The organism is Polynucleobacter sp. MG-6-Vaara-E2 (assembly GCF_018687695.1).
Classification (GTDB): domain Bacteria; phylum Pseudomonadota; class Gammaproteobacteria; order Burkholderiales; family Burkholderiaceae; genus Polynucleobacter.
On the sequence record NZ_CP061303.1, the window covers coordinates 633,112 to 656,168 of the forward strand.

The 23,057-nt window shown below is 46.0% G+C and carries 21 protein-coding genes; 14 read left to right on the plus strand and 7 right to left on the minus strand.

Annotated features, from left to right (window positions below; all coding sequences use genetic code 11):
- Positions 1 to 28: 28 nt before the first annotated feature.
- The 4 genes from ICV38_RS03365 (at position 29) to ICV38_RS03380 (ending at position 3,755) form a co-directional block, all read left to right on the plus strand.
- Positions 29 to 1,015, plus strand: a complete 987-nt coding sequence (locus ICV38_RS03365; protein ID WP_215382342.1) for a tripartite tricarboxylate transporter substrate binding protein — start codon at positions 29 to 31, stop codon at positions 1,013 to 1,015.
- Positions 1,012 to 1,812: a class II aldolase/adducin family protein gene (locus tag ICV38_RS03370; RefSeq protein ID WP_215382343.1), complete on the plus strand. Its 801-nt coding sequence runs from the start codon at positions 1,012 to 1,014 to the stop codon at positions 1,810 to 1,812. The genes ICV38_RS03365 and ICV38_RS03370 overlap by 4 nt, the downstream gene beginning before the upstream one ends.
- 19 nt (positions 1,813 to 1,831) lie before the next feature.
- On the plus strand, positions 1,832 to 2,653 hold the full coding sequence (locus ICV38_RS03375) for a hypothetical protein (RefSeq protein WP_215382344.1): 822 nt from the start codon (positions 1,832 to 1,834) through the stop codon (positions 2,651 to 2,653).
- 112 nt (positions 2,654 to 2,765) lie between these two features.
- On the plus strand, positions 2,766 to 3,755 hold the full coding sequence (locus ICV38_RS03380; protein ID WP_251368213.1) for a tripartite tricarboxylate transporter substrate binding protein: 990 nt from the start codon (positions 2,766 to 2,768) through the stop codon (positions 3,753 to 3,755).
- A gap of 82 nt (positions 3,756 to 3,837) precedes the next feature.
- Here ICV38_RS03380 and ICV38_RS03385 read toward each other — a convergent pair whose 3' ends face one another.
- The gene (locus tag ICV38_RS03385) at positions 3,838 to 4,836 is read right to left on the minus strand and encodes a tripartite tricarboxylate transporter substrate binding protein (protein ID WP_215382345.1); all 999 of its coding nucleotides are present in this window, start codon (positions 4,834 to 4,836) and stop codon (positions 3,838 to 3,840) included.
- Between the two features lie 106 nt (positions 4,837 to 4,942).
- On the opposite strand from ICV38_RS03385, the gene ICV38_RS03390 reads away from it, so the two are divergent.
- The 3 genes from ICV38_RS03390 to ICV38_RS03400 are packed head-to-tail and all read left to right on the plus strand — an operon-like array spanning position 4,943 to position 7,021.
- Positions 4,943 to 5,233 (plus strand): SemiSWEET transporter, encoded by a 291-nt coding sequence (locus tag ICV38_RS03390; RefSeq protein ID WP_215382346.1) that lies wholly within the window; start codon positions 4,943 to 4,945, stop codon positions 5,231 to 5,233.
- A gap of 19 nt (positions 5,234 to 5,252) precedes the next feature.
- Positions 5,253 to 5,945: a fumarylacetoacetate hydrolase family protein gene (locus ICV38_RS03395; RefSeq protein WP_215382347.1), complete on the plus strand. Its 693-nt coding sequence runs from the start codon at positions 5,253 to 5,255 to the stop codon at positions 5,943 to 5,945.
- 23 nt (positions 5,946 to 5,968) lie between these two features.
- Complete coding sequence (locus ICV38_RS03400) at positions 5,969 to 7,021, plus strand: alpha/beta fold hydrolase (RefSeq protein ID WP_215382348.1); 1,053 nt, start codon at positions 5,969 to 5,971, stop codon at positions 7,019 to 7,021.
- Here the strand turns inward: ICV38_RS03400 and ICV38_RS03405 are convergent, their stop codons facing one another.
- Positions 7,022 to 7,801 carry an enoyl-CoA hydratase/isomerase family protein gene (locus tag ICV38_RS03405; RefSeq protein WP_215382349.1) on the minus strand — a complete coding sequence of 260 codons (780 nt, stop codon included), beginning with the start codon at positions 7,799 to 7,801 and terminating at the stop codon, positions 7,022 to 7,024.
- Positions 7,802 to 7,899: 98 nt separating this feature from the next.
- Here ICV38_RS03405 and ICV38_RS03410 point away from each other — a divergent pair, with 98 nt between their 5' ends.
- From ICV38_RS03410 to ICV38_RS03430, 5 genes are all read left to right on the plus strand, one after another.
- Complete coding sequence (locus ICV38_RS03410; RefSeq protein ID WP_215382350.1) at positions 7,900 to 8,058, plus strand: DUF5993 family protein; 159 nt, start codon at positions 7,900 to 7,902, stop codon at positions 8,056 to 8,058.
- Between the two features lie 6 nt (positions 8,059 to 8,064).
- On the plus strand, positions 8,065 to 8,628 hold the full coding sequence (locus ICV38_RS03415) for a disulfide bond formation protein B (protein WP_215382351.1): 564 nt from the start codon (positions 8,065 to 8,067) through the stop codon (positions 8,626 to 8,628).
- A gap of 32 nt (positions 8,629 to 8,660) precedes the next feature.
- Positions 8,661 to 9,674: a tripartite tricarboxylate transporter substrate binding protein gene (locus ICV38_RS03420; RefSeq protein WP_251368214.1), complete on the plus strand. Its 1,014-nt coding sequence runs from the start codon at positions 8,661 to 8,663 to the stop codon at positions 9,672 to 9,674.
- Between the two features lie 135 nt (positions 9,675 to 9,809).
- Entirely contained in the window at positions 9,810 to 10,250 is a 441-nt protein-coding gene (locus tag ICV38_RS03425) for a hypothetical protein (RefSeq protein WP_215382352.1), read from the plus strand.
- 50 nt (positions 10,251 to 10,300) lie between these two features.
- Positions 10,301 to 10,765 carry a glycine zipper family protein gene (locus tag ICV38_RS03430; RefSeq protein ID WP_215382353.1) on the plus strand — a complete coding sequence of 155 codons (465 nt, stop codon included), beginning with the start codon at positions 10,301 to 10,303 and terminating at the stop codon, positions 10,763 to 10,765.
- A 15-nt stretch (positions 10,766 to 10,780) separates the two neighbouring features.
- On the opposite strand, the gene ICV38_RS03435 is transcribed toward ICV38_RS03430, so the two are convergent.
- The 5 genes from ICV38_RS03435 to trxA all read right to left on the minus strand — a co-directional run bounded on the left by ICV38_RS03435 (position 10,781) and on the right by trxA (position 16,381).
- Positions 10,781 to 12,172 (minus strand): MATE family efflux transporter, encoded by a 1,392-nt coding sequence (locus ICV38_RS03435; protein WP_215382354.1) that lies wholly within the window; start codon positions 12,170 to 12,172, stop codon positions 10,781 to 10,783.
- Positions 12,173 to 12,175: 3 nt separating this feature from the next.
- A complete protein-coding gene (locus tag ICV38_RS03440) occupies positions 12,176 to 13,894 on the minus strand; it encodes a glycosyltransferase family 39 protein (RefSeq protein WP_215382355.1) in 1,719 nt (572 codons plus the stop codon).
- Between the two features lie 101 nt (positions 13,895 to 13,995).
- The gene (locus ICV38_RS03445) at positions 13,996 to 14,343 is read right to left on the minus strand and encodes a type B 50S ribosomal protein L31 (protein WP_215382356.1); all 348 of its coding nucleotides are present in this window, start codon (positions 14,341 to 14,343) and stop codon (positions 13,996 to 13,998) included.
- Positions 14,344 to 14,518: 175 nt separating this feature from the next.
- On the minus strand, positions 14,519 to 15,781 hold the full coding sequence (rho, locus tag ICV38_RS03450; protein ID WP_215382357.1) for a transcription termination factor Rho: 1,263 nt from the start codon (positions 15,779 to 15,781) through the stop codon (positions 14,519 to 14,521).
- 273 nt (positions 15,782 to 16,054) lie between these two features.
- The gene (trxA, locus tag ICV38_RS03455) at positions 16,055 to 16,381 is read right to left on the minus strand and encodes a thioredoxin TrxA (RefSeq protein WP_068948270.1); all 327 of its coding nucleotides are present in this window, start codon (positions 16,379 to 16,381) and stop codon (positions 16,055 to 16,057) included.
- Positions 16,382 to 16,487: 106 nt separating this feature from the next.
- Here trxA and ICV38_RS03460 point away from each other — a divergent pair, with 106 nt between their 5' ends.
- Together ICV38_RS03460 and ICV38_RS03465 are read left to right on the plus strand one after the other, a co-directional pair.
- A complete protein-coding gene (locus ICV38_RS03460; protein ID WP_215382358.1) occupies positions 16,488 to 19,457 on the plus strand; it encodes a PD-(D/E)XK nuclease family protein in 2,970 nt (989 codons plus the stop codon).
- Positions 19,454 to 22,996 carry an exodeoxyribonuclease V subunit beta gene (locus ICV38_RS03465; RefSeq protein ID WP_215382359.1) on the plus strand — a complete coding sequence of 1,181 codons (3,543 nt, stop codon included), beginning with the start codon at positions 19,454 to 19,456 and terminating at the stop codon, positions 22,994 to 22,996. Before ICV38_RS03460 ends, ICV38_RS03465 begins: the two co-directional genes overlap by 4 nt.
- Positions 22,997 to 23,057 lie beyond the last annotated feature (61 nt).

Genomic DNA, 23,057 nt, shown 5'->3' on the forward strand with positions numbered 1-23,057 from the left:
AATAACTAAATTACGATTTAGAGACAAAATGAGACAAAAATCCTATCTTAGTCGCGTGCTGGGCTGTATTGCAGCATCTTTGTTAACGGTTTCAGCCTTTGCTCAGACACAAGAGCCTTGGCCAACCAAGTCGATTACGATGGTAGTGCCATTTCCTCCTGGCGGGGTAGCAGATGCTGTGGGTAGACCAGTTGCAGAAGCGCTCTCCCGTATTTTGGGTCAGCCTGTGATCGTTGAAAACAAAGCTGGCGCTGGTGGTGGCATTGGTATGGCTGCGGTTGCAAGATCTAAGCCGGACGGTTACACCATCTTGATGGCCCTATCATCAATTTCGATTATTCCCGAGGCAGATAAAGTTGTTGGCCGTGAACAATCATTTCAACTAAACCAACTCAAACCCATTGCACGCTTTACTGCAGATCCAACAGTATTGGTGGTGAGGGCAGATAGCCCCTGGAAAGATTACAAGTCGTTTGTAGCGGCGATGCGCGCTAATCCTGGTAAATACAATTTTGGTTCATCGGGAAATTACGGCACGATGCACGTGCCAATGGAGATGCTGAAATCTTCTGAGAAGTTTTACATGGTCCACATTCCTTACACAGGCGCAGGCCCCGCAATTGTTGGGCTTTTAGGAGGACAGGTTGACGCTATTGCAACGGGTCCATCTTCCATCGTGCAGCAGATCAAAGCAGGTAAGGTTAGGGCTCTAGCGCATTGGGGTGATGGCAGATTGGCTAGCATGCCTGATGTTCCAAGCTTTAAAGAAATGGGCGTCAAGGTTGAGTTTTCACAATGGGCAGGTTTGTTTGTGCCAAGCGCCACGCCTGACTACATCACTAACAAATTACGTGAAGCAGCCAAGCAAGCCTCCACTGATGAGCGTGTGCGCTCAGTCATTAATGGTGCGGGTAGCCCAATTCAGTACATGGATGCACCCGAATTCAAGGTTTATTGGGATAAAGAATCTGCCCAGATGGGTGAAGTCGTCAGAAAGATTGGAAAGGTTGAATGATGAAAAGAGTCTTCATTTCACTTCTCATGCTGGGAGCGACGCATGTCAGTGCGCAAACTGTTCAAGAACAAATAGCACAAGATCCCAAAGTCAAGGCTGCTGTTGAAGAATTAGTGATTGCTAATCATATTTTGTATGACCAAAATGCAGTAGATGGTTATGGTCATATTAGTGTTCGTAATCCTAATAACCCTAATACTTTCTTTCTGGCTAGGAGTGTTGCTCCATCGGTAGTGCAGGTGGAAGACATCATGGAATTTGATATGAACGGTAAAGCGCTCCACGGCGATACGCGGGTTGCGTATGGTGAGCGCTTTATTCATAGCGGCATTCTCAAAAACCGTCCCGATATTAATTCAGCGATTCATGGCCATGCGGCCCCGATTCTGCCCTACGGCTTGACTGGAACCACACTCAAGCCGGTCTATCACATGAGTTCGTTCTTGGGTGAAGGCGCGCCTATTTTTGAGATCCGCAATTTTGCTAAACCCAATCCTGATACCGATATGTTTGTTAGTAGTGTAGATCTCGGTAACGCGCTATCCCAAACGATGGGTTTGCAATATTTTGTCTTGATGCGGGGTCATGGCTATGCCGCTGGCGCGGACTCAATTAAGAAAGCAGTCTTCAGAGCGGTATATGCGATTCAAAACGCCAGCATTCAGAGTGAGGCAATGAAGATGGGGCAAGTGCAATACCTGACCCCTGGTGAAGCATCTATTTCTCAAGAGACCATTGAGAAGACTATTGGACGTCCATGGCAGCTATGGAGTGAGCGCGTCAAAAAACCGCAATAGTTGTTAAACTCTCTGCATCATGAAGATGCAGCTATTTGTGCGCATGCCACGTATCCAGTGGCTTTTAAAGTGCGCTTTCACACCAATATTCGTTTTGGCATTCCTTGCGGTCATGCCAACGACGGCTATGGCTGTTTTGCAAGATGAGATTCAGGTATACGACGATGAGATTAATGCCAAGGGTGAGTCTAGCTTAGAGCTGCATGTGAATAGCACTCCTCGCGGAATACAGACACCGTCCTATCCTGGTGAGGTGATGAATAACAATGGCGTGCGCGTTACTCCCGAGCTTGCTTATGGCCTTGGCCATGATCTTGAGGCTGGTCTTTATATCTCTTACGTGAACTATGACAATAAATTTCAGTATGCAGCCACAAAAGTTCGTTTGAAGTGGTTGCCTTATCGGGAAGAAAAGGGCGACCCTTTTTTTGCCGGCGTTAATCTGGAATTATCAAATGTCCAACCTCAGTTTGATGAATCAAGATATAACGGCGAAGCCCGTTTTATCATTGGTAAGCACTTTGATGAATGGCTATTCTCATTTAACCCGATCATTGATATGCCGCTGTCACAGCCGTATGTGCACCAATCGCCATACTTTTCAACCGCTACGCGTCTATCGAGAGAGGTTATCCCTGATTTAGCTTTAGGAGTGGAGTATTACTCGAATCTCAATCAATTGGGGCAGCCAATCAATTATCAAAATACCCAACAGTTGGGATTCTTGATGATGTACTACGACGGCAAACCCATTTCTTTTCAGGCAGGTGTAGGGAAGGGTTTCTCCAATAGCACGGACTCATTGACCCTAAAGGCAATCTTCTCCATTCCCTTGCCTTAGGGATGGCGCCATATTGAGGATTGTGCATCTTGGCAATAAATGTTTAATATGGTGGTAATGGGCAAAAGCCCATACATAAATAAAACAATATTGACCTTAGTCGGAGACAGCCATGTTTAGTCTTAATTGTATGAAGCGCACGTGTGCACTTGGAGTATTGATATGTGCAGCATTACTGCTCACCATTCCAGCTGCGCAAGCACAGCCTTTCCCCAACAAGCCTGTCAAAATTATTGTGACAGCGGCACCAGGCGGTACGACCGATATATCTTCGCGTGCTCTCTCTGACATCTTGGGTAAAGAGCTTGGTCAAACTGTCATTGTTGAGAACAAGGCTGGTGGCGCAGGAATCATTGGCTTGCAAGCATTGCTTGCCTCGCCTGCAGATGGTTACACCATGGCGATGGGCAATATTGGTCCAAACGCGATTAATTACAGCCTATACAAAAGCCTTCCGTACAAGATGGAAGATATGGAGCCAATTACAATCGTGATTGCCAACCCAAACGTATTGGTTGTGAATCCAGAAGTACCTGCAAAGACGGTTGCTGAGTTAGTGGCCCTTGCTAAGGCTAATCCTGGCAAGTATTCTTTTGCCTCCTCTGGTCGTGGCCAATCCATTCATATGTCAGGCGAGCTCTTTAAGACGCAAGCGGGCATTGACATCATTCACGTACCTTACAAAGGTGCAGGCCCAGCACTCGCCGATTTACTCGCTGGTCAGACGAGCATGATGGTGGATAACTTGCCAAGCTCAATGCAATATATCAAGTCGGGTAAATTACGTGCCTTAGCGGTTACTAGTAAAAATCGAGTAGCAGAATTGCCGGACGTGCCAACCATGATTCAATCAGGCTATCCAAACTTTGAAGTAACAGCTTGGTTTGGATTATTTGTTCCAGCTGGTACACCAAAGCCGGTAATCGATAAGCTCTATGTAGCAGTGAAAAAGGCATTGGATTCCCCAGAGATTAAGCAGCGCTGGAAGGACTTAGGGGGTTGGGCAGTAGGCGATACACCGGCAAACACCAAACTTTTTATTGCAGCCGAGAAGAAGAAGTGGGAGCTAGTTGCTCAGCAAGCCAAGATTGAAGCTGAATAACTACCCAGTAATCAATCGCTTCAAAGTAAAAGGGGATCTCATTGAGATCCCCTTATTGTTTTTTGCAAATACGAATTCCTTTTTAGTCGGCCTTGATATTGGCATCCTTGACTACTTTTGCCCACATATTGAGTTCGCGGGTAATGCGCTTGCTTGATTCTGCTGGAGAGAGGTAGTTTACATAGACGCCCGCAGCAAGCATGCGTTCTTGCACATCAGGTCGCTGCAAAATAGTTTTAATGTCTGAGCTTAATTTATAGACAATAGCCTGAGGTGTGCCTGCTGGTGCCTCAATGCCAAACATGCTCACCACATCAAAATTTGGCAAGCCAGTCGCTTCAGTAACGGTAGGTACCTCTGGCAGCTGACTAATGCGCTTCGCAGTTGTCACTGCCAAGGGCCTTAATTGACCAGCTTGAATAAATTGCAAAGCTGCTGGAACAGTCTCAGACATGGTGAGAACTTGTCCGCCCACCAGATCTGTCATTGCTGGGCCGCTTCCTTTGTAAGGAACGTGCAGCAAATCAAGTCCGAGTTGGTAGCGGAACATCTCCATCGCAAGACGTTGTGGAGCACCAGCACCAGAAGAGGCAAAAGTGAGTTTGCCTGGATTGGCTTTTGCGTAAGCAATGAACTCTTTCATATTCTTCACTGGTACTGACGGGTTCACCACGAAGACTAGTGGCACTACACCAACAATCGCCACAGGAGTGAAGTCTTTCTCCAGGTTGTACTTAATCTTGTCTTTTTCTAGATTGGTATTGATTGCGTGAGAGGTTAGGGCGCCCATCAACAAGGTGTAGCCATCAGCAGGCGCCTTGGCAACCATATCAGCACCGATATTGCCGCTGTCTCCGGCGCGATTATCGGGGACCACTTGCTGATTCAAGGTCTTAGAAAGTTCTTGAGCCATGATACGACCAATAACATCGGTAGCGCCACCCGGAGGATAGGGAATCACTAAACGGATTGGCTTATCCGGATAATTTTTGAGTGCACTATTGCTTTGGGCGATTACAGGGGCATTCATTAGGGCTGCGCAAAGGGTTGCGCCAAACCACAGGCTTAGTTTTTGTCTCATTTTGTATTTTTTAGTATTTGTTGAACTGCAAGATCTCATTATCTACAGAAATTGTATTTCTACGCTAGAACAAGGTATTACAAAATTCCCTATTTACAATGAGGGAATGAATTTAGAACCTCACCATATCGAGATCATTGGCTACTGCGCAGCCTTTCTGACAACAGTTGCCTTTTTGCCTCAAGCCATTCAGTCCTGGCGAACCCGTGAACTGTCCGGAATTTCCTTGGGGATGTATTCCCTATTTACTGCTGGAGTAGGTCTATGGCTCATCTATGGTCTGATTATCGAAAAATGGCCCTTGATACTGGCCAATCTACTCACCTTTGTACTTGCTTTCAGTATCTTGTTATTGAAATTGCGTCATACTTCTAAACAACGGAAACAACAAAAATAATCCCCCAGAAAGGTTAAACATGAGTTCAGCATTTGTTATAGATCCTCCAGTACAGATCTCTTTGCCGGTCACAGGAGATGCCAAGCGCTTTGCGGTAAATCGTATTTACTGTGTGGGACGTAACTATGCGGATCATGCGCGTGAGATGGGGCATGATCCTGACCGTGAGCCACCATTCTTTTTTATGAAGCCAGCAAACTCGATCGTGACTGATGGTAAAGATATGGCTTATCCCAATCTATCCAATGATGTTCATCACGAGATTGAGATGGTAGTGGCGATTGGTAAAGGTGGTGCGAATATTGCCGCAGATAAAGCCCTAGACCATGTATATGGGTATGGCGTTGGCTTAGATATGACTAGACGTGACTTACAAGGCGAAGCAAAGAAGATGGGTCGACCATGGGATACAGGCAAAGCGTTTGATCAATCTGCTCCATGTGGCGAGATCACTCCAGTGAGTCAGTGTGGCCATCCTAGCAAAGGTGCGGTAAAGCTATTGGTCAATGGTGAAGAGCGTCAATCTGGGGATCTCAACCAACTGATCTGGAATGTGCCTGACACAATTGCTTATCTTTCTACGCTATTTACTCTAGAGCCGGGCGATTTGATTTTCTCTGGTACACCTGCTGGAGTCGGTCCAGTAAAAAGAGGGGATGTATTAGAAGGTAGTGTTGCGGGATTGAAAAATCTCAAAACAAAAATTATTTAATACTCCTCTATATAAGAACCGATATGAATTTTTTGAAAACGCTTGTAGTGACTGCTGCAGTCACTGTATTGCTCGTCTCATGTGCCAGCAATGAATCAGTAAACACTGCAGCGAGTGTTGCTCCTGCAAGTCTATACACCAATGCAGCGCCTTTAGATTTGCGTCTTAGTACCTGGCCCTATCCCTATCCGACCAAAGAATTTAAAACCAGTTTGCAAGGTACGCCTGCAAGCATGGTCTATATGGATGTGCCAGCAAAAGGTAAGCAGAAGGGCGTTGTCTTACTCTTTCATGGCAAAAACTTCTCAAGTGATTATTGGGCGCCAACGATTGCAGGCTTAACGCAAGCAGGTTATCGGGTGATTTCGCCAGACCAAATTGGGTTTGGTAAGTCATCTAAGCCAAATGTGTCATATCACTTTGATGATTTGGCTGCTAATACCAAAGCATTGCTCAAATCACTGGGTATTCATCAGGTTGCCGTAATTGCAAACTCGATGGGCGGCATGGTGGGTATTCGCTTTGCACGCCTCTATCCGCAGACAGTACAAAAGTTAGTGCTTGAGAATCCATTGGGGCTTGAGGATTACAGCAAAGATATTCCGCCACAACAAAACGATACCTTGATTAAGCTCGAGATGGCGCAAACAGAAGTGAGCTATCGCCGCTTTCTGCAAACCTATTTTCCAAACTGGCAACCTGCCTATGAAAAGTTTGTAGAGGTTTATGTCCGCATTCAAAAAGGATCGGACTATCCTGCTTATGCAATGACTTCAGTTCTCACCTATCAAATGATTGCTGAAAAACCGGTCATCAATGATTTGCCGCAATTGAAGATGCCGGTATTGCTAGTGATTGGTCAAAAAGATCGCACCGTATTTGGTAGAAGATTTGCGCCACCAGAAGCGGTGAAGTCTTTAGGTAACTTTCCTGAGTTAGGTAAAAAAGCACAAGCAGTCATACCAAATGCAAAACTGGTACCCATTGAAAACGTAGGACATGTTCCGCACGTCGAAGTACCGGATCTATTTGTCACTACCGTTGTTCAGTTCTTAAATCAGCCCAGCAAAAACTAGTTACTTACCTTTCCACTGTGGTGGTCGACCCTCTAAAAAGGCCTCTACACCTTCTTTGAAGTCTTGGCTGTTATAGGTCTCACGCATGAGATCAGTGCAGTCAGGTAAATTATTCTGTAGAAGGCGAGCCAGCGTAAGTTTGCTGGCCTTTTGGGTAATGGGCGCCAGTGCTGCTAGCTTATAAGCTAAAGCATCAGCAGTAGCGCTAATCTGCTCTGCTTCTACGGTTTCATAAAGATAGCCCGTGGCAAGTAATTCTGGGGCTTTAATGAGTTCGCTAGTGAGCAGCATTTTTTTCACCATTGGAATACCCAGATGCGCGCTAATCCAGGCAAGATTGCTAGGTGACAAGCAGTTGCCCAATGTGCGCGCGACCGGAATGCCAAAACGTGCTTCTGGAGTTGAGATCCGAAAGTCACAAGCAGTCGCAATCAATAATCCGCTGCCGACTGCTAAGCCTTCAATTAAAGCAATCGTAGGGATAGGTAGTTGCTGAAGTGAGCTAAAGATTTCATCGACTGCAACTTCATAAGCCTCATCCTTTTGAAGGTTGACGAATTGCTCAATATCGCTACCAGAAACAAATGCTTTATCACCAGCACCTCTAAATATGGCAACCCGAATGGCATCATTTTTCGCTAGAGAGTCGCAGATATTTTTGAGCTCTTCATACATAGGCCATGTCATAGCATTGCGAGCCGCTGGATTATTAAAAGTAATTCTGGCTATTGAGCCATCAATCTGAAGATCAAGGAAGGGTGGTGAAGAGAGCTTAGTCATGTGAGCATTCTAAACAAAGCTTGCCATCAAAGACCATGCTCTAGCCTCTGAATTACTGATTTATGGGACCCCACAGTATCCTGCGCTAGAATTCACTTATGTATATGTTCCTACCTTTTCTGACAGCATTTATCGGACTTGTCTTAGTCTGGTTTGAGAAGCGTCTTGCAGGTTTGATCATGCTCGCAACCACCGTACTCGTTCTGATGGCATGGTTCCGCTTTCATGCCACATCTCACCTTAATCTGAGCTTCTAATTTTTTGTGAGTAAGCATTCCTTTCCCTCGTTAGCGGCGCTTGGTAACCAATTGGCCTTGCTAGCAGTCATTGGTACCTTGTCATATGCCTTTGTTGACCAACTGTATTTTGGTGAGCTGCCTTGTCCATTGTGTTTAATGCAGCGTGTTGGTTTTGTCATTATTGGTTTTGCTTTAGTGCTCAATATTCGTTGTGGTGCGCATTCTGCCTATTACGGTTGGGGCATTATGGGCGGCCTAGTCGGCATGATGGTGTCATTACGCCAAGTGTTTTTACATATTTTGCCGGGCGATAAGGGTTTTGGTGCAACCTTCTTAGAGCTACATTTTTATACTTGGGCTTTTGTTGGTTACCTGGGTTTATTGCTTGGTTTCTCGATCTTGTTGATGCTGCCTAATCGTGATGTGCGTTCACACTCTTGGTTTGCCAATACATTAATTATTCTATTTATCCTAATCGTATTTGGTAATCTCGTCTCTACGTTATTAGAGTGTGGCATTGGACCTTGTGCTGATGATCCAGTAAGGTATGACGGTTTGCTGTGGTTAAGATCCCGATTTGGTTTTTAAGTGAGCTTGCCCAGTTATTTGGGCTCAAGATAATGCAATTTCTCAAAGTGGCCCAACGCCCTCTATTTCACTTACTCGTATTTTTATTCTTCAGTATTTGCGCATTCCCTTCTCATGCACAAACAAGTCAAAATACAAAAGCTCCTTGGCCTATGCAGCCGATCCGCATCATTGTGTCATTTACTCCAGGTGGGGCACCAGACATTCTGGCGCGCGTTCTCGCTGAAAGCTGGCAAAAAAGTTTAGGCGTTGCTGTTCTGGTCGAGAATCGCCCTGGCTATGGAGGCAACATTGGTGCCGATATCGTCGCCAAGAGTGAGGCCGATGGCTATACGCTACTCATTGGCACGGTTGGGATTCATGCGATCAATGGGGCTCTTTATGAAAAGATGTCTTTTGACCCTGTAAAAGATTTCACGCCGATTAGTTTTTTAGCAAGTACGCCTAATGTGCTCATTGTGAATAAACAATTAGGGGTTAGCAATGTGCATGAGCTGATAGAGCTAGCAAGAGCTAAGCCCAATCAACTCACCTTTGGCTCTTCTGGTGTCGGCACCTCTTTGCATATGTCTGGTGAGCTATTGAAGGAAATGGCAGGAGTACAAATTCGGCATATTCCTTATAAAGGTCGGGCACAGTCTTTGCCTGATTTAGTGAGCGGCCGCATTTCCATGCTTTTCGATAACCTCTCTTCTTCATTACCGCTTATTAAGGCAGGAGAGGTTCAAGCTTTAGGTGTTACCACCTTAAAGCGTTCCCATGCCGTCCCAGAAATTCCTACTTTAGCTGAGCAAGGCTTACCAGGATTTGAAGCGGTTTCTTGGTTCTCTTTAATGGCGCCCGCAAACTTGCCGCCAGCAATTCAAAAACGCCTCAATCAGTTAACCCGTCGAACCTTAAATGATCCAGAAGTGAAAAGTCGTCTCTTGTCTAGCGGTCTAGATCCAGCCCCTGGCAGCCCCAAAGATCTCTCAAAATTGATTGCCCATGAGTCTGCTAAATGGAGTAGGGTGGTACAACAATCGGGTGCAAAATTAGACCAATAGGCCAAGCTTAATAAATAAGCTATTTTCTTGTCAGCTTAGGTGTATTTGAGGCGTTATTGATAGTAAGAAGTGAAAAAAATAGAATAGAAGTAGATCAGAATAAAAGACCAAGCAGTGCAAATAAGGGGGTCGATCATGAAACAAATCAATCAATTCAGTATCTTAGGTATTATTGCTGCGGTTTTACTCGCAGTCGCGCCTATGGCTGCCCAAGCCGGTAATGTGGGCTGGAATGTTTCTGTCGGGGGTGGCTATGGAGGCGGTTGGCGTCCTGCTGCATACGGACCTTACGGTGGCTGGGGTCCAGGTTGGCGAAATAATTGGGCTTATGGTGGTGGATATTACGGTCCTTATGCAGGCTACTATGCACCTCCCGTTGTTTATGCTCCACCTGTAGCTTATATGCCGCCAGCTCAACCCATGGTCTTGGCGGCTCAACCTCAGCCTGCGGTTTGGTATTACTGTGAAGCGAGTGGAAAATATTTTCCTTATGCACAAGAGTGCCCGTCTGGTTGGCAAACACAGCCTGCAACTCCGCCGACAAGTAGTGCTCAACCAAGACGTCCTCAGAACTAAATATTGATAGAAAATCAGTAAAGTTGATCAGAATAATTTAAAGGTTTGATATGAAACGATTTGCTCGTATTGCAGTGTTGTCTGCCGCTGTTATTACCTCATTAACTGCTTGTGTGTCTGCTCCAACCGGTCCTACAGTGGCGATCATGCCGCGCGAGGGAAAACCATTTGAGGTATTTCAGCAAGAAGATCAAGTATGCCGTCAGTTTGCTGCCGACGCGGTTAAGGATACGAGTAATGCTGCATTAAAAGAAGGTGCGACTAGCGCCGCCATTGGCGCTGCTTTAGGTGCTGCTGCTGGTGCGGTGATTCAAGGTGGCAATAGTCAGAACGTCGGTACTGGCGCAGGCATTGGATTATTGGGTGGCGCTGCAATGGGGGCTATGAATTCTGCTGGTAAACAAAATCAAGCACAAACGCAATACAACATTGCTTATCAACAGTGCATGTACTCCAAGGGCAATCAAGTACCGAGTTATGCTGCACCTACTCAACAAAGTCCAAGCTACCGCTAGGGCATCGCTTTTGTCTTACACCTTTACTGGCGGATGCGTTTTTTCATAGCGCTCCGCCGTTCTTCTAAACAAGTAGAGTAATAAGCAAGCAGCTAAACCTAAGCTGATGCTATTGCCTGCCCAAAAGCCATTGGCGCCTTGCAAGAAGTTGGGTGTATTGCCCAATACATTAAAGCCCATCAAATAACCGCCGCCAAGACCAACACCCCAGAGTGAACCTGCGTAAATTAGCATCGGCCAAAAGGCGATGCGATACGCACGCAGAATAAATGCTGCAGTTACCTGTAAAGCATCGAACACTTGATAGAAAGCGATAAATAAGAAGAGCGGCACTGAGAAGACCTTCACTGCTTCGGGCGGATCATATAGATCGAGTAACTGTAAGCGGAAGACCCAAACAGCGATACCAATCGTGATGCACAAAGCAGTAGTGAAGAAAACTGAAGACCAGCCAATCTCTTCAGCGCGCTCAGGTTTATTGGCACCAATGGATTGAGAGACCATAGTCATCGTTGCAATTGAGAGTGAGAGTGGCACCATATAGATCACAGTACCCATGTTTGCCACAATTTGATGGCCAGCCAAAGCGGTGGTGCCTAAGCGGGCAATAAACAAAGACATGAAGGTAAACGATGTCACTTCAATCAAATAACTAAAGCCAATGGGTGTACCAAGCTTTAACAAGGTCCAGATGCGATGCCAGTCTGGCAGACTAAAGCGCTCAAATATCTTGAAGGGGTGGTAGAAGCGATCAAGCAAGACAAAACCTAGAGTCATTAGCAGCCAAGACCAGTTAATAATGACGGTCGCTACTGCACAGCCTGGACCACCCATCCCCTCAATACCTAAGCCGCCATAAATGAAAAGCAGATTTAAGGGCAGCTTGAGTGCTAAGCCAATCAATTGCACTACAGTAATGACAGCAGGGCGCGAGACTGCATTATGTAAGGCCATTAAGACGCGCATCCCCATGCTTGCCGGCAAACCTAAAGCCAAGATGCTCAGATACAACCGAGCTTTGCCTTCAATGTCGGGACTAATTTGTGAGATTGCCAATAGGTGATCTGCATTGAGCAAAATAAAGCAACCGAGCACAGTCAAGCTTAGAGCTAGCCAAGTGGCTTGACGAACTTCTTCGCCAATTTCGCTATAGCGTTTAGCGCCAAAGAGTTGACCTGCAATTGGAGCAAGCGCAGAGACTACGCCAGTCAAGCCAACATAAATACTAATAAAAATAGCCGAGGCCATTGCTAATGCTGCAAGATCATCGGCAGAATAGCGCGCTGTCATGGCGGTGTCTAAAACACCAAAAGCAATGACCGCTAGTTGACCAATCAGAAGCGGACCAGCCAATTTCAGTAAAGCAGGGATGTCCTCGCGTAAGCGCGATAGCTTAAAGTGCAACACGCCTTATTCCGGAATGACTTCGTAGAGACGCAAACGTTCATCGCGGTCAGCAGCGCGACGATCTTCCCAGAGCAGATGGAGCTTTTTATTGTTGAGTTGCGCATAAGCCTGCGCTTCAGATTGGTTATGCGTGAGCATCCAAGGGCAATTTGGATCATCGCGTAAATTGAGTTTGGTGAAGTAGTCAAAGGATGCCAATTGGGCAAGGCCAATATTGCTAGTGTTGATACAGCCAGCATCAACAGGTACTACTTGTGCAAGGCGTGCAGAGACTGGGCGATAGGTTTTAGCGTAGTTAATGGTTGGCAACCACAAAGTCATGAGTAATACCCACATCAGGGTCGTGCCTGATGCTGAAATAATTAAGCAACGCCAGATTTCTTTAGGGGCGCGAGAGGTTCTCCAGCGCACAACAGAAAGCCAGACACCCGTAATTACAAGAGCAACGATAAAAGCAAGCCAATTAAATTGACCCTCAAAGCCTGGTAATAGACGAGAGATATTGGCGGCAGTAGATTCTGGGTAGCCAGTCACTTTTGCTAACCAAATAATCCAAATGGCTAGCGCGATTAGCGTAAAGCTAAACATAGCAAACCAATCGATAAAGCTAATCATGCTGCGCTTAAGAATTGGTAAGCTAAAAGCCGCAATGATGGATAGGCTTGGAATCAGAATCATGAGGTCATGTTCATTTGCCTCAAGACGAAACAGAACATAGATCAAGCTGCCGATAAATAAACTAAGTGGAATGCAAAGGTGAGGGGCGCGCGATGAACCCGCTTCTTTTACTCTGCCCCAATGCGCTAGGGAGATTGCGGCAAGTGGCCATACTGGCCATGCATACGCCCAAAAGTTCACACTCAAGAAACCGAGCGATTCAATCGAGGGTGATGCACGCATCTCTGGCATATTGCGCCAACCTTCTTCTGCAATATGACGCCACTCCACTGGCAAACCTGTGATGTACCAAAGCAGTGGCCAAATTCCGAAACCGATTAAACCTAAAACGGTGCTGGCAAGCGTCCAACGAAAGCGCAACTTGGCATTGCTAGCAACGACGGCAATGATGGTGGAGCTAACAATGAGCAGACTTAAAGTGAGATTGCTAGAGAGCGCCACAATTGCGATACCTAGGCCAGTCCATAGACCGCCTTGCCATGGTTTATCCAAGCCACGCACAGTGCCATAGAGCACAATGCTAATGCCCATTAATTGAGCCATCATGGGCGTTGTCTCATGGGCGCGCTGAGCAAGACCAACGCATGCTAAGAAGATTAATAGTGCGCCATCGGCAAGCGTCATGCCGTAACTCTTCAGATCAGGTTGACCTCCAACTGCTAGGGCCATGGGTTGCACTTCACGACGACGACCCAATAAATAAGTTGCGTACCAAATTGCTAATGCAGCAGCAAAGAAACAAATCGCAGAATATAAACGTGCCGCATTGGCTGCGCCAATCCAGCCCCCAAACAATTTAATCAGAGTAGCGCCCATCCAATAAGGAAGCGGCGTGCCTAATGAGAGGTCGCGCCCCGCTAAGTGAGGAACCAGCCAATCGATAGAGTTGCCGCGGAACAAAGTCCACATGCCTCCAAAGCCAATAGCATCCTCATTCTTCCAAGGATCACGAAAGAAGAGACCTGCAAAACCATAAACTAAAGTCAGCGCAAAAATAATGATGCGCGGAATTGATTTAGTAGCAGCAGCGGTTAATTTGACCATGAACTCTATTTAAGCAAAACAAGCAATAAAAAAGGCAGCAAACGCTGCCTTGATTATCTCGCAGAGAAGGGCATTGCCATACCCTGCGAATATGAGGTGTATTAAGCCTTCTTCTTAGCTGGCTTTTCAGCAGCTTTAGCTTCTGCAGCAGCAGCTTTCTTCTCAGCTGTTTTAGCAGCGCCATCACCGGAAGCCTTAGCAACTGCTTTGGTACCGAATTTCTGACGGAATTTCTCAACACGACCAGCGGTATCCATGATTTTTTGGGTGCCAGTGTAGAAAGGGTGTGATTCAGATGAAGTCTCGATCTTGGCCAAAGGATATTCTTTGCCATCTTCCCACTTGATAGTCTCTTTAGTAGACATTGTGGAGCGAGTCTTGAAGCTGAAGTTGTTTGAAACGTCTACAAAGACGATTTCACGATATTCGGGGTGAATGCCAGGTTTCATTTTGAGTCCTATTAGCGGGTAGCCGTTCAAGTTATTGAGAACTTCTTAACCTAAATACTTTCCCAAGTTAAAAGCAGCTACAGAAGTAGCAAAAGCGAAATTATGCCATGAAATCAACAACAAAGCGCACTTTCGGGGTCCAAAAAGGGCTAAAACAGCCCTCTAAACCCCTAAATTAGCCTCCGCGCCGCATCAGGTCGAAGAATTCACCGTTGTTTTTGGTCGATTTAAGCTTATCAACGATGAAGTTCATCGCCTCGATATCGTCCATATCGGCCAACAATTTGCGCAATACCCAGATCTTTTGGAGGTTCTCAGGTTTAACCAAGAGTTCCTCACGGCGGGTGCCAGACTTATTGAGGTTGATCGATGGGTAAACACGACGCTCAGCCAAGCGACGCTCAAGGTGAACTTCCATATTGCCGGTACCTTTGAATTCCTCATAGATGAGGTCATCCATACGGCTACCCGTTTCAATCAGGGCTGTAGCGATGATGGTCAATGAGCCGCCTTCTTCAATGTTACGTGCCGCACCAAAGAAACGTTTTGGACGTTGCAATGCGTTTGCATCCACACCGCCAGAAAGCACCTTACCTGAAGAAGGAACGACGGTGTTGTACGCGCGTGCCAAACGGGTAATTGAGTCAAGCAAGATGATGACATCTTTACCCATTTCTACCAAACGTTTTGCTTTTTCAATCACCATCTCGGCAACTTGTACGTGACGCACTGCAGGTTCATCAAAGGTAGAGGCAACCACTTCACCGCGAACGGAGCGTTGCATCTCAGTTACTTCCTCGGGACGCTCATCAACGAGCAAGACAATCAAAATCGCATCTGGATTGTTTGCAGAAATCGCATGAGCGATGTGCTGCATCATCACAGTCTTACCGGATTTTGGTGAGGCTACGATCAAGCCACGCTGGCCGTAACCAATCGGGGAGATCATATCGATAATGCGGCCAGTCAGGTTCTCTTCGGCCTTGATATCGCGCTCTAAACCGATCACACGGTTTGGGTGCAAAGGCGTTAAGTTTTCAAACATGATGCGGTTCTTGAGGGCTTCAGGAGCCAAACCATTGATCTTGTCGACCTTAACCAAGGCAAAGTAACGCTCACCATCTTTAGGGGTGCGAACTTCACCTTCTACGCTGTCACCAGTGTGCAGGTTAAAGCGGCGAATCTGTGCAGGAGAAATATAAATATCGTCCGGTGAAGCCATGTAAGAAGCTTCAGGGGAGCGCAAGAAACCAAAGCCATCAGGCAACACTTCCAAAGTGCCGTCACCGAAAACGGTTTCACCTGCTTTAGCGCGTTTCTTCAGAATCGCAAACATCAATTCTTGTTTGCGCATCCGTTGGGTGTTTTCAATCTCCAAGCCAGCTGCCATTTCGAGCAGAGCGGATACGTGGAGGCCTTTGAGTTCAGTTAATTGCATGTGGTTCTCGGGTGTTGATAAGAATGAATAAGGGAAATGTGTTTTGGGGTATCGCCGCGCTGATTGAGATCACGCAGATATGGAAAAACAGAATTTTGGAAATTTGCTAAAAGAGGGGGAGGTAAATTGCTGGAAAGGGCGCGTTCTTTAAAACATTCTTAGAGGCGCTGAAATACTGTTAAATGCAATACTACACTAAAAAATGGGTCTGACAAGAACTAGAAACACGTAAAAACCACAGGCTCAACTGATGAACCTGTGGTCTGGGATGATTTACAGATGACTATCAATAAATGCAGTCAACTGAGATTTTGCCAAAGCGCCTACTTTTTGAGCAGCTACAGTGCCATTTTTGAATAGGATCAAGGTTGGAATGCCACGGATATTGAACTGGGCGGGCACGCCTTGGTTCTCATCTACGTTCATTTTTGCAATTTGCAGCTTGTCGCCATACTCGCCTGAGAGCTCTTCTAGGATTGGACCAATCATTTTGCAAGGACCACACCACTCAGCCCAGAAGTCGAGCAGAACAGGTTTATCGGACTTGAGGACGTCTTGTTCGAAAGAGGCGTCAGTTACATATTTAATGCCGGCACTCATGAAAATTCCTTATTTGGGCGTAATTAGTTTATTTAGTTATGGCGTTACAGCGCTTATATTAGCAATAAGCGAAACATTCTGCTCAAAATAGATAAATACTCAATTAATGTCTTCCCCATTTCCCGCCATTTCTAACCAAAAGCAAGTGCAGTCTTGGGCAATTACGCCTGATGCTGGCGCGCTTGAGCAGTTGGCCAAAGGCATATGGGATTGTGCGCTACAAACTAAACAACGCCCTCTAGTAGTGCTCAGTACTGCAGGCCCTCTGATTGGGGTAAGGGCTGCACTCGAAAAGTATCGTCCCTCAAACCTTGATCCCCAGATTGCATTCTTACCGCAAGTCATTAGTTTTACTGACTGGTTAGAAGCGGCGCCAGGTGCATGGAAGTTTCCTAAGAAACAAACAGACCTTGAGAGATGGTTGGGTGTCTATTCCACTTTGCGCAATCACAAAGATTTGCAAGCATGGTTTAAAGCAGAAAGTGAAAATGGTGCTTGGGGATTAGCGCAAGCAATTGTGCAAGCATGCGATACCTTATCCAAAGCAATCAGCCCTCAATTGCAAAAACAGATTCACGCATTGATGAAGGAGGGGCACGCCAAGCAGAGCAATATCGGCGAGACATCTCTTGCTCAAGTACAAGGATTATTAGATGCAACTGTAGCTAAAGTCTATTCAGGTATGGCGCGCAAGGTTGTAGATCAAGAAACCAAAGTTTTGCTGACCTTCTGGCGATATACCGCTAGTCTTAGTGATCCAGTATTTCGTAATCAGTTTGCAATGGCTGCGCATCTTGAGGTTGCTGCGCAAGCTGTAAATCAAGCAAGACCACTCATTTGGGTAGAGACGGCTGACCCAACCCCAATTGATCAAGAGATCATTAGCAATTTACTAAATGCATGCGTACAGTATGTTCCTGTGATTGAGGCCAAGATGGATTGGTGCAATGTAGGCCTTTGGGCGGAAGCTATAGGCACAGAAGATGCTCAAGCAAAAGCACTTATGAATGCCAAAAGTGCACGAAGTAAAGAGTGGCGTTTGATTTCGGCCAAGCGCTTCGAAGAATTGGCATGGGCAGCGGCTAAGACTATTGAGCAGCATCTGATTGATGGCAAGACTAAGTTAGCACTGGTTGCTCAAGATCGCTTGGTAGCGAGAAGGGCGCGCGCCTTACTCGCAAGATTAGGGCCTGCTCTCAATATTCGTGATGAGACCGGTTGGAAATTGTCTACTACGCGTGCTGCAGCGGCATTGAATAGTTGGCTAGAATTAATCAGAGCACCTAAGGATGGGCCAAGTGCAAAAGCGTTGCTTGAGTTTTTGCAAAACCCATTTTTAGATCTCGGAAAAATTCTCAATCGCGATCCAGAATCTTGTACTGGCTTGATTGCGGAGCTCGAAGATATCCTGGTGGCTAGTAAAGCAGAATCTGGCTGGAAAACTTTCTATTTAGCTATAGAGGGCGCACAGGAGAATGCGGCTAAAACTTCTTCCCGCTTACCAAGTGCCGCCTTGCTCGAAATCTTGCAGTTTGTAAGAGAGCGTCACCACGAGTGGTTAACTCTCAAGGTCGATTGCAATAAGGCTTACACGCTGCTGCAGGCTAATCTTGAGGCTGTCGGCATGACTCAGTCCCTCAATCAAGACTCGGCTGGTAAGCAGTTATTGGAGGTGCTCAAAGCATTCGACTTAAGCAAGTCTGAATATCAAGAGACGCCAATTCGTTTAAGTGAATGGCTCAGCTTGCTCAAAACCGTTATTGAGAGTGCTAGCTATCAAGAGGCGGGTAAGGAGGCAAAAGCAACGCTGAGTATTTTGCCGTTGAGTTCGACTCGTCTTCGTGATTTTGAGGCGGTGGTCGTAGTGGGTTGTGATGAGCAGCAGCTACCCGCATATTCAGAGCCACCATTATTTTTCTCGGATGCGCTCAATCAACTATTAAAGACCTCTACGATTGCGATGCAGTTTGTCCAGCAGGCGAGAGATCTTTCTCAATTGCTAGTGTCTTGCCCTAACGTGGACCTTCTGTGGCAAAGCAAGAGTAATAACGGAGAGCCACTAAGACCATCTGCCTGGATTCAGCGTTTACAAAACCAAATTGGGTGGGAAGCGACCCCAACCCAATTGAAAAAACGCACATTTAAAGCAACCCCATTGGATATGTCAGTGGCAAACTTCGAAGAAGCGCTGCCAATGCCGCTATCGATGAGCCCTAGCGCTTATAAGGCTTTGCGGGATTGCCCATATCGTTATTACGTTCGTAGCTTATTAGGTTTACGTAAGAACAAAGGCTTTGATGAAGGTTTTGATGCTTCATTGGCAGGACAGACATTACACAAACTGCTCAAGCGTTTTTATCAGGCACTTAAAACACAGGAGCATACCAATCCTGCTATCAAAACAGATCAAGAGCAAAGACGCGCTTGGATGGAAAAAAGTCTGTCCATCCATTCAGAGCAAGAGTTCGCTTCTTTGATTGAGGGTGATGCCAGAGTCATGGGTACGCTAAGAGATTGGCAAAAACAAATCCCTAGTTTTGTAGATTGGCAATTACAACGTGAGCAAGCTGGCTGGGAATATTTTGATGGCGAAGTGAAGGTCGGATTTGATTTGCCATTTGAGGACTCTGATGGTAATCCTAAGACGATTCGTATTGAAGGCTTTGCAGATCGCTATGACGTTAACTTAAATGACAGCAAGCTAGCTTCAGTAATCGATTACAAAAATCAACGTTTTGAGCGAGTGAAAGAGCGCGCAGAACATCTGATGGATGATCCGCAGTTATTAATCTACGCCCGCGCTGCAAATGAAGATGCAGAAAACCATAAACTTACTGGACACCAGGTTCAGCAGGCTGAATGGGTGGCCCTGAAAGCCGATCTTTCTAAAAGTGAGCAAAAGGCATTGCGCGCTCAAGAGGTTGTAGATATGCCTGCCATGATGCAAGCATTTTCTTTGCAAATTACAAAAGATGTTGAACAACTCTGGGCCAAGAAACCTATGCAGGCATTTGCGCCTGAGGGTGTATGTCAATATTGTGAGGCACGTGGCATCTGCAGAAAGGGTGTTTGGTGAGTGATCAGCTAAACCTGCCTCCAGAAAAGCAGCCCTATTCAGAAAAGCTTGCATGTGATCCACAGCGCTCAGTGATTGTTTCTGCCTGTGCGGGTAGTGGTAAGACTTGGTTATTAGTCGCGCGCATGGTGCGACTCTTGCTAGATGATGTAAAGCCACAGGAAATTCTTGCGCTGACATTTACGCGAAAAGCGGCGCAAGAGATGCGTGATCGTTTGTATGGATTGTTAGAACAATTCTCTAAAAGTGATGATGTAGCTTTAATGAAAGAGCTTACTTCTAGGGGTATGGGCCCAGAGCAAGCTGAGAAATCATTACCAAAAGCTAGAGCCCTTTATGAGCAGGTGCTAGCAAATCCGCAGCCAATCGTGATTGATACTTTTCATGGTTGGTTTGGCAGATTATTGGGCGCCGCCCCAGTATCTCTGGGTATTCAGCCTGGATTTAAGCTACGTGAAGATTCTAAGCGCCTTCAAGAAGAGTGTCTCGATGACTGGTGGGGCGATCTCACTCCAGAGCTTAAGGCTCATTACGACGTCTTGCTAAAGCATCTTGGCTCACACGAAACCCAAAAACTGTTGATGGGTAGAGGTAGTCTGTTTAAGCAAAGAGGCGCGTGGACTTTCTTTGCCAAAGATTGTAAGCAATCCGGCAAGAGCCCAATTGAGCGATTAAAGCAAACATTACATAAGCTTAATTTACCCAATCCATTATTGGCGCAGTGGAATGCACCGAATGCATTGGCTGATCTAGAGTTTTTAGAATGGTCCTTGAGTAATAGCAGTGCAAATGATCAAAAGTTGGTGCCACACTTATTGCCAGCTATTGCATGTAAGAAACGTGATGGCGATGTGATGGATATTGCTGTCACTTTGCAAAATGTCTTTCTAACGAAAGACCCTGTGAAGTATCGAGCTGGTAACGATAGCGCTTTATCTGCATTACAAACTTTTTTAACAAATGCAGGTAAGGCAGATCGTATTGCAGAGTGCATAGCCATCAAACAGGCTTGGGGTCATGCTTTTGAGGACTATCTCCAGTGGCAGGCCGAGCAAGACGCCTTCGCAATCAACGAAGCTTGGTTTGCTTTGAATCAATCCATGATGGCGCATGCTAATGCTGCAAAAGAAAATATGCGCGTGCGTGACTTTGATGATTTGGAAATAGGTGTCAGTATGCTCATGGGCGATTCTGCGAATGCGGCTTATCTCCAATCTCGTTTAGATGCAAAGTACAAGCAAATCCTCGTTGATGAGTTTCAAGATACCAATCCATTGCAATGGCAGATATTGCGTGCATGGTTAGCAGGCTATAGCGATGGCGATGAGAAGCCTAAAGTATTTATTGTGGGTGACCCTAAGCAATCAATTTATCGCTTCCGGCGCGCTGACCCTAGATTATTTGTGAGTGCAAGACAGTTTCTGCATCAGAATTTGGGTGCCGCATACATTGAGCAAGATAAAACGCGCCGTAATGCTAAGCAAATTAATACAGCCGTTAATAAGATCTTTAGGGGCGAGCAGATACCCCCAGAATATCCCTATACCGAGCAAGAAACACTATGGACAAGCCCTCTGGATCAGATCCCTGCAGAGGCTTATGCCAAAGAGGGAGAGATTTATTTGCTACCTCTCATACCGTATGCAGAAAAACTAGAGAAAGTTAGGCAGGGCAGTGCTTTTGATAAAGCCATTGCAGACTCAAGTGAGACGGTTGCTGCATTACAGCGCCAGCAAGAGGGTGAATTGGTAGCTCGCCTCATTAAAGAAATGATTGCTACACGAAAAGTAGCGGATAAAGAGGGTGGCAAGGAGATTTGGCGCGAGGCGAGAGCAAGCGATTTCTTGTTGTTAGTAAAACGCCGAAAATTTTTACCTCAGTATGAGAGGGCACTACGTGAGGCAGACCTTGCATATGAGAGTTCACGCTTAGGCGGTTTATTGAACACCCTCGAGATTGATGACCTGATTGCTCTACTAACAGCACTGGTAACGCCGCGCCATGATTTACCTCTGGCACAGGTTTTGCGAAGTCCAATCTTTGGTTTTTCTGAAAAACAGATGCAGCGCTTGGCTATTGCAATGACATCTGGGCAATATCGCTCCTGGTGGGATGCCTTACAAGATAGTCAAGATGCTAATACGCAAGTAGCCGCACGATATCTCAAGCACTGGCACCTCTTGGGTGAGCGGCTACCAGTTCACGATTTATTAGATCGTATCTATCAGGAGGGTGATGTTCGTCTTAAATACGCTGCCGTTTACCAAGATATTGATCGTCCACAAGTATTGGCGAACTTGGATGCATTTTTAGAAGTGGCGCTCAATCAAGATGGTGGTCAATATCCAAGCTTAAGTCGTTTTATTCAAGAAATTAATATCAAGCGTCGCGGCGATGATGATGAGACGCCTGATGAGGGCGATGTGGATGCTGCCAGTGATGACAGTCTTGTTGACATCGATGAAGAGAGCGAGATGTCAGAGGAGGATCGTCACAAGCGCGTACGTCTGATGACGATTCACGGAGCAAAAGGATTAGAGTCGCCGTTTGTCATTATGTTAGACGCTAACAATACTGATACCAATATTGATTACAGTGGCGTCTTAATTGATTGGTCACCTGAAGAAGAGAGTCCATCACACCTTTCTCTGTTCACCTCCAAAACATTAACGAGTCCACGAGTTGATATCAATAAGGAAGAAAAGCGCATTGGTGAAAACGAAAACTGGAATTTGCTCTACGTAGCTATGACCCGTGCTCGTCAAGGCTTGTGGATCAGCGGTGATGCTCAGAAGCCCACCAAGAATCATCCTGATGGTTTAGATAAAACCTCTTGGTACGGCAAAGCTCATGCCGCTGGACTGCCAATCTATCAAGTTACACAAGAGTTGGTTAATAAGGCCAAGGATTCGAAGGTTAAGTCCAAAATTGCCCCAGAAGGCGCTGTTGAAGATTTCGTATTGGAGTGGAGCCCCGCACAAGAAAGTCACACGCAATTACTGCGCGATATCGAGGGTGGTGTCACTGTAGAAGTTTTTGTAGGTGAGGATGATCAATCGACTGAGCCTGATCCAGAGATTTTGGAAGAGGGGACGCACTTTCATAAATTGCTTGAACTCCTTACGCCAGACTCTAGTGATCAAATTAAACCTGCGATGCCAAGCGAACAAGAGCTCATAAATTGGCTGGCTATCGATCAAGCGCATGCTCAGAAATTGCTGGAGCGCACTAAAAAGGTTTTAGAGTCTCCAGAACTTAAGCCGTATCTCACTTCTGGTCAGTGGATAGCTGCATGGAATGAATTGGATATCGCGAGCAAAGAAGGCAAGAGCTATCGTATGGATCGTTTGGTCGAGTTAGATGACCATATTGCTATCATCGATTACAAGCTCACCATTCCAGAAGTTGACAGTGAGAAATACGAAAAATATCTCAAGCAACTTCAAAACTACCAAGCCGAGCTCAGTCGGATTCGAGGAGACAAGCCCAATAAGGCTTATTTGATCTCCTCAGAAGGCAAAATTCACGAAATTGGCTAATCTAGGCCAGCCTTGAATTCCCCCTAAAAGCCCCCATATAACTAGGGAATAGCAAAAATAC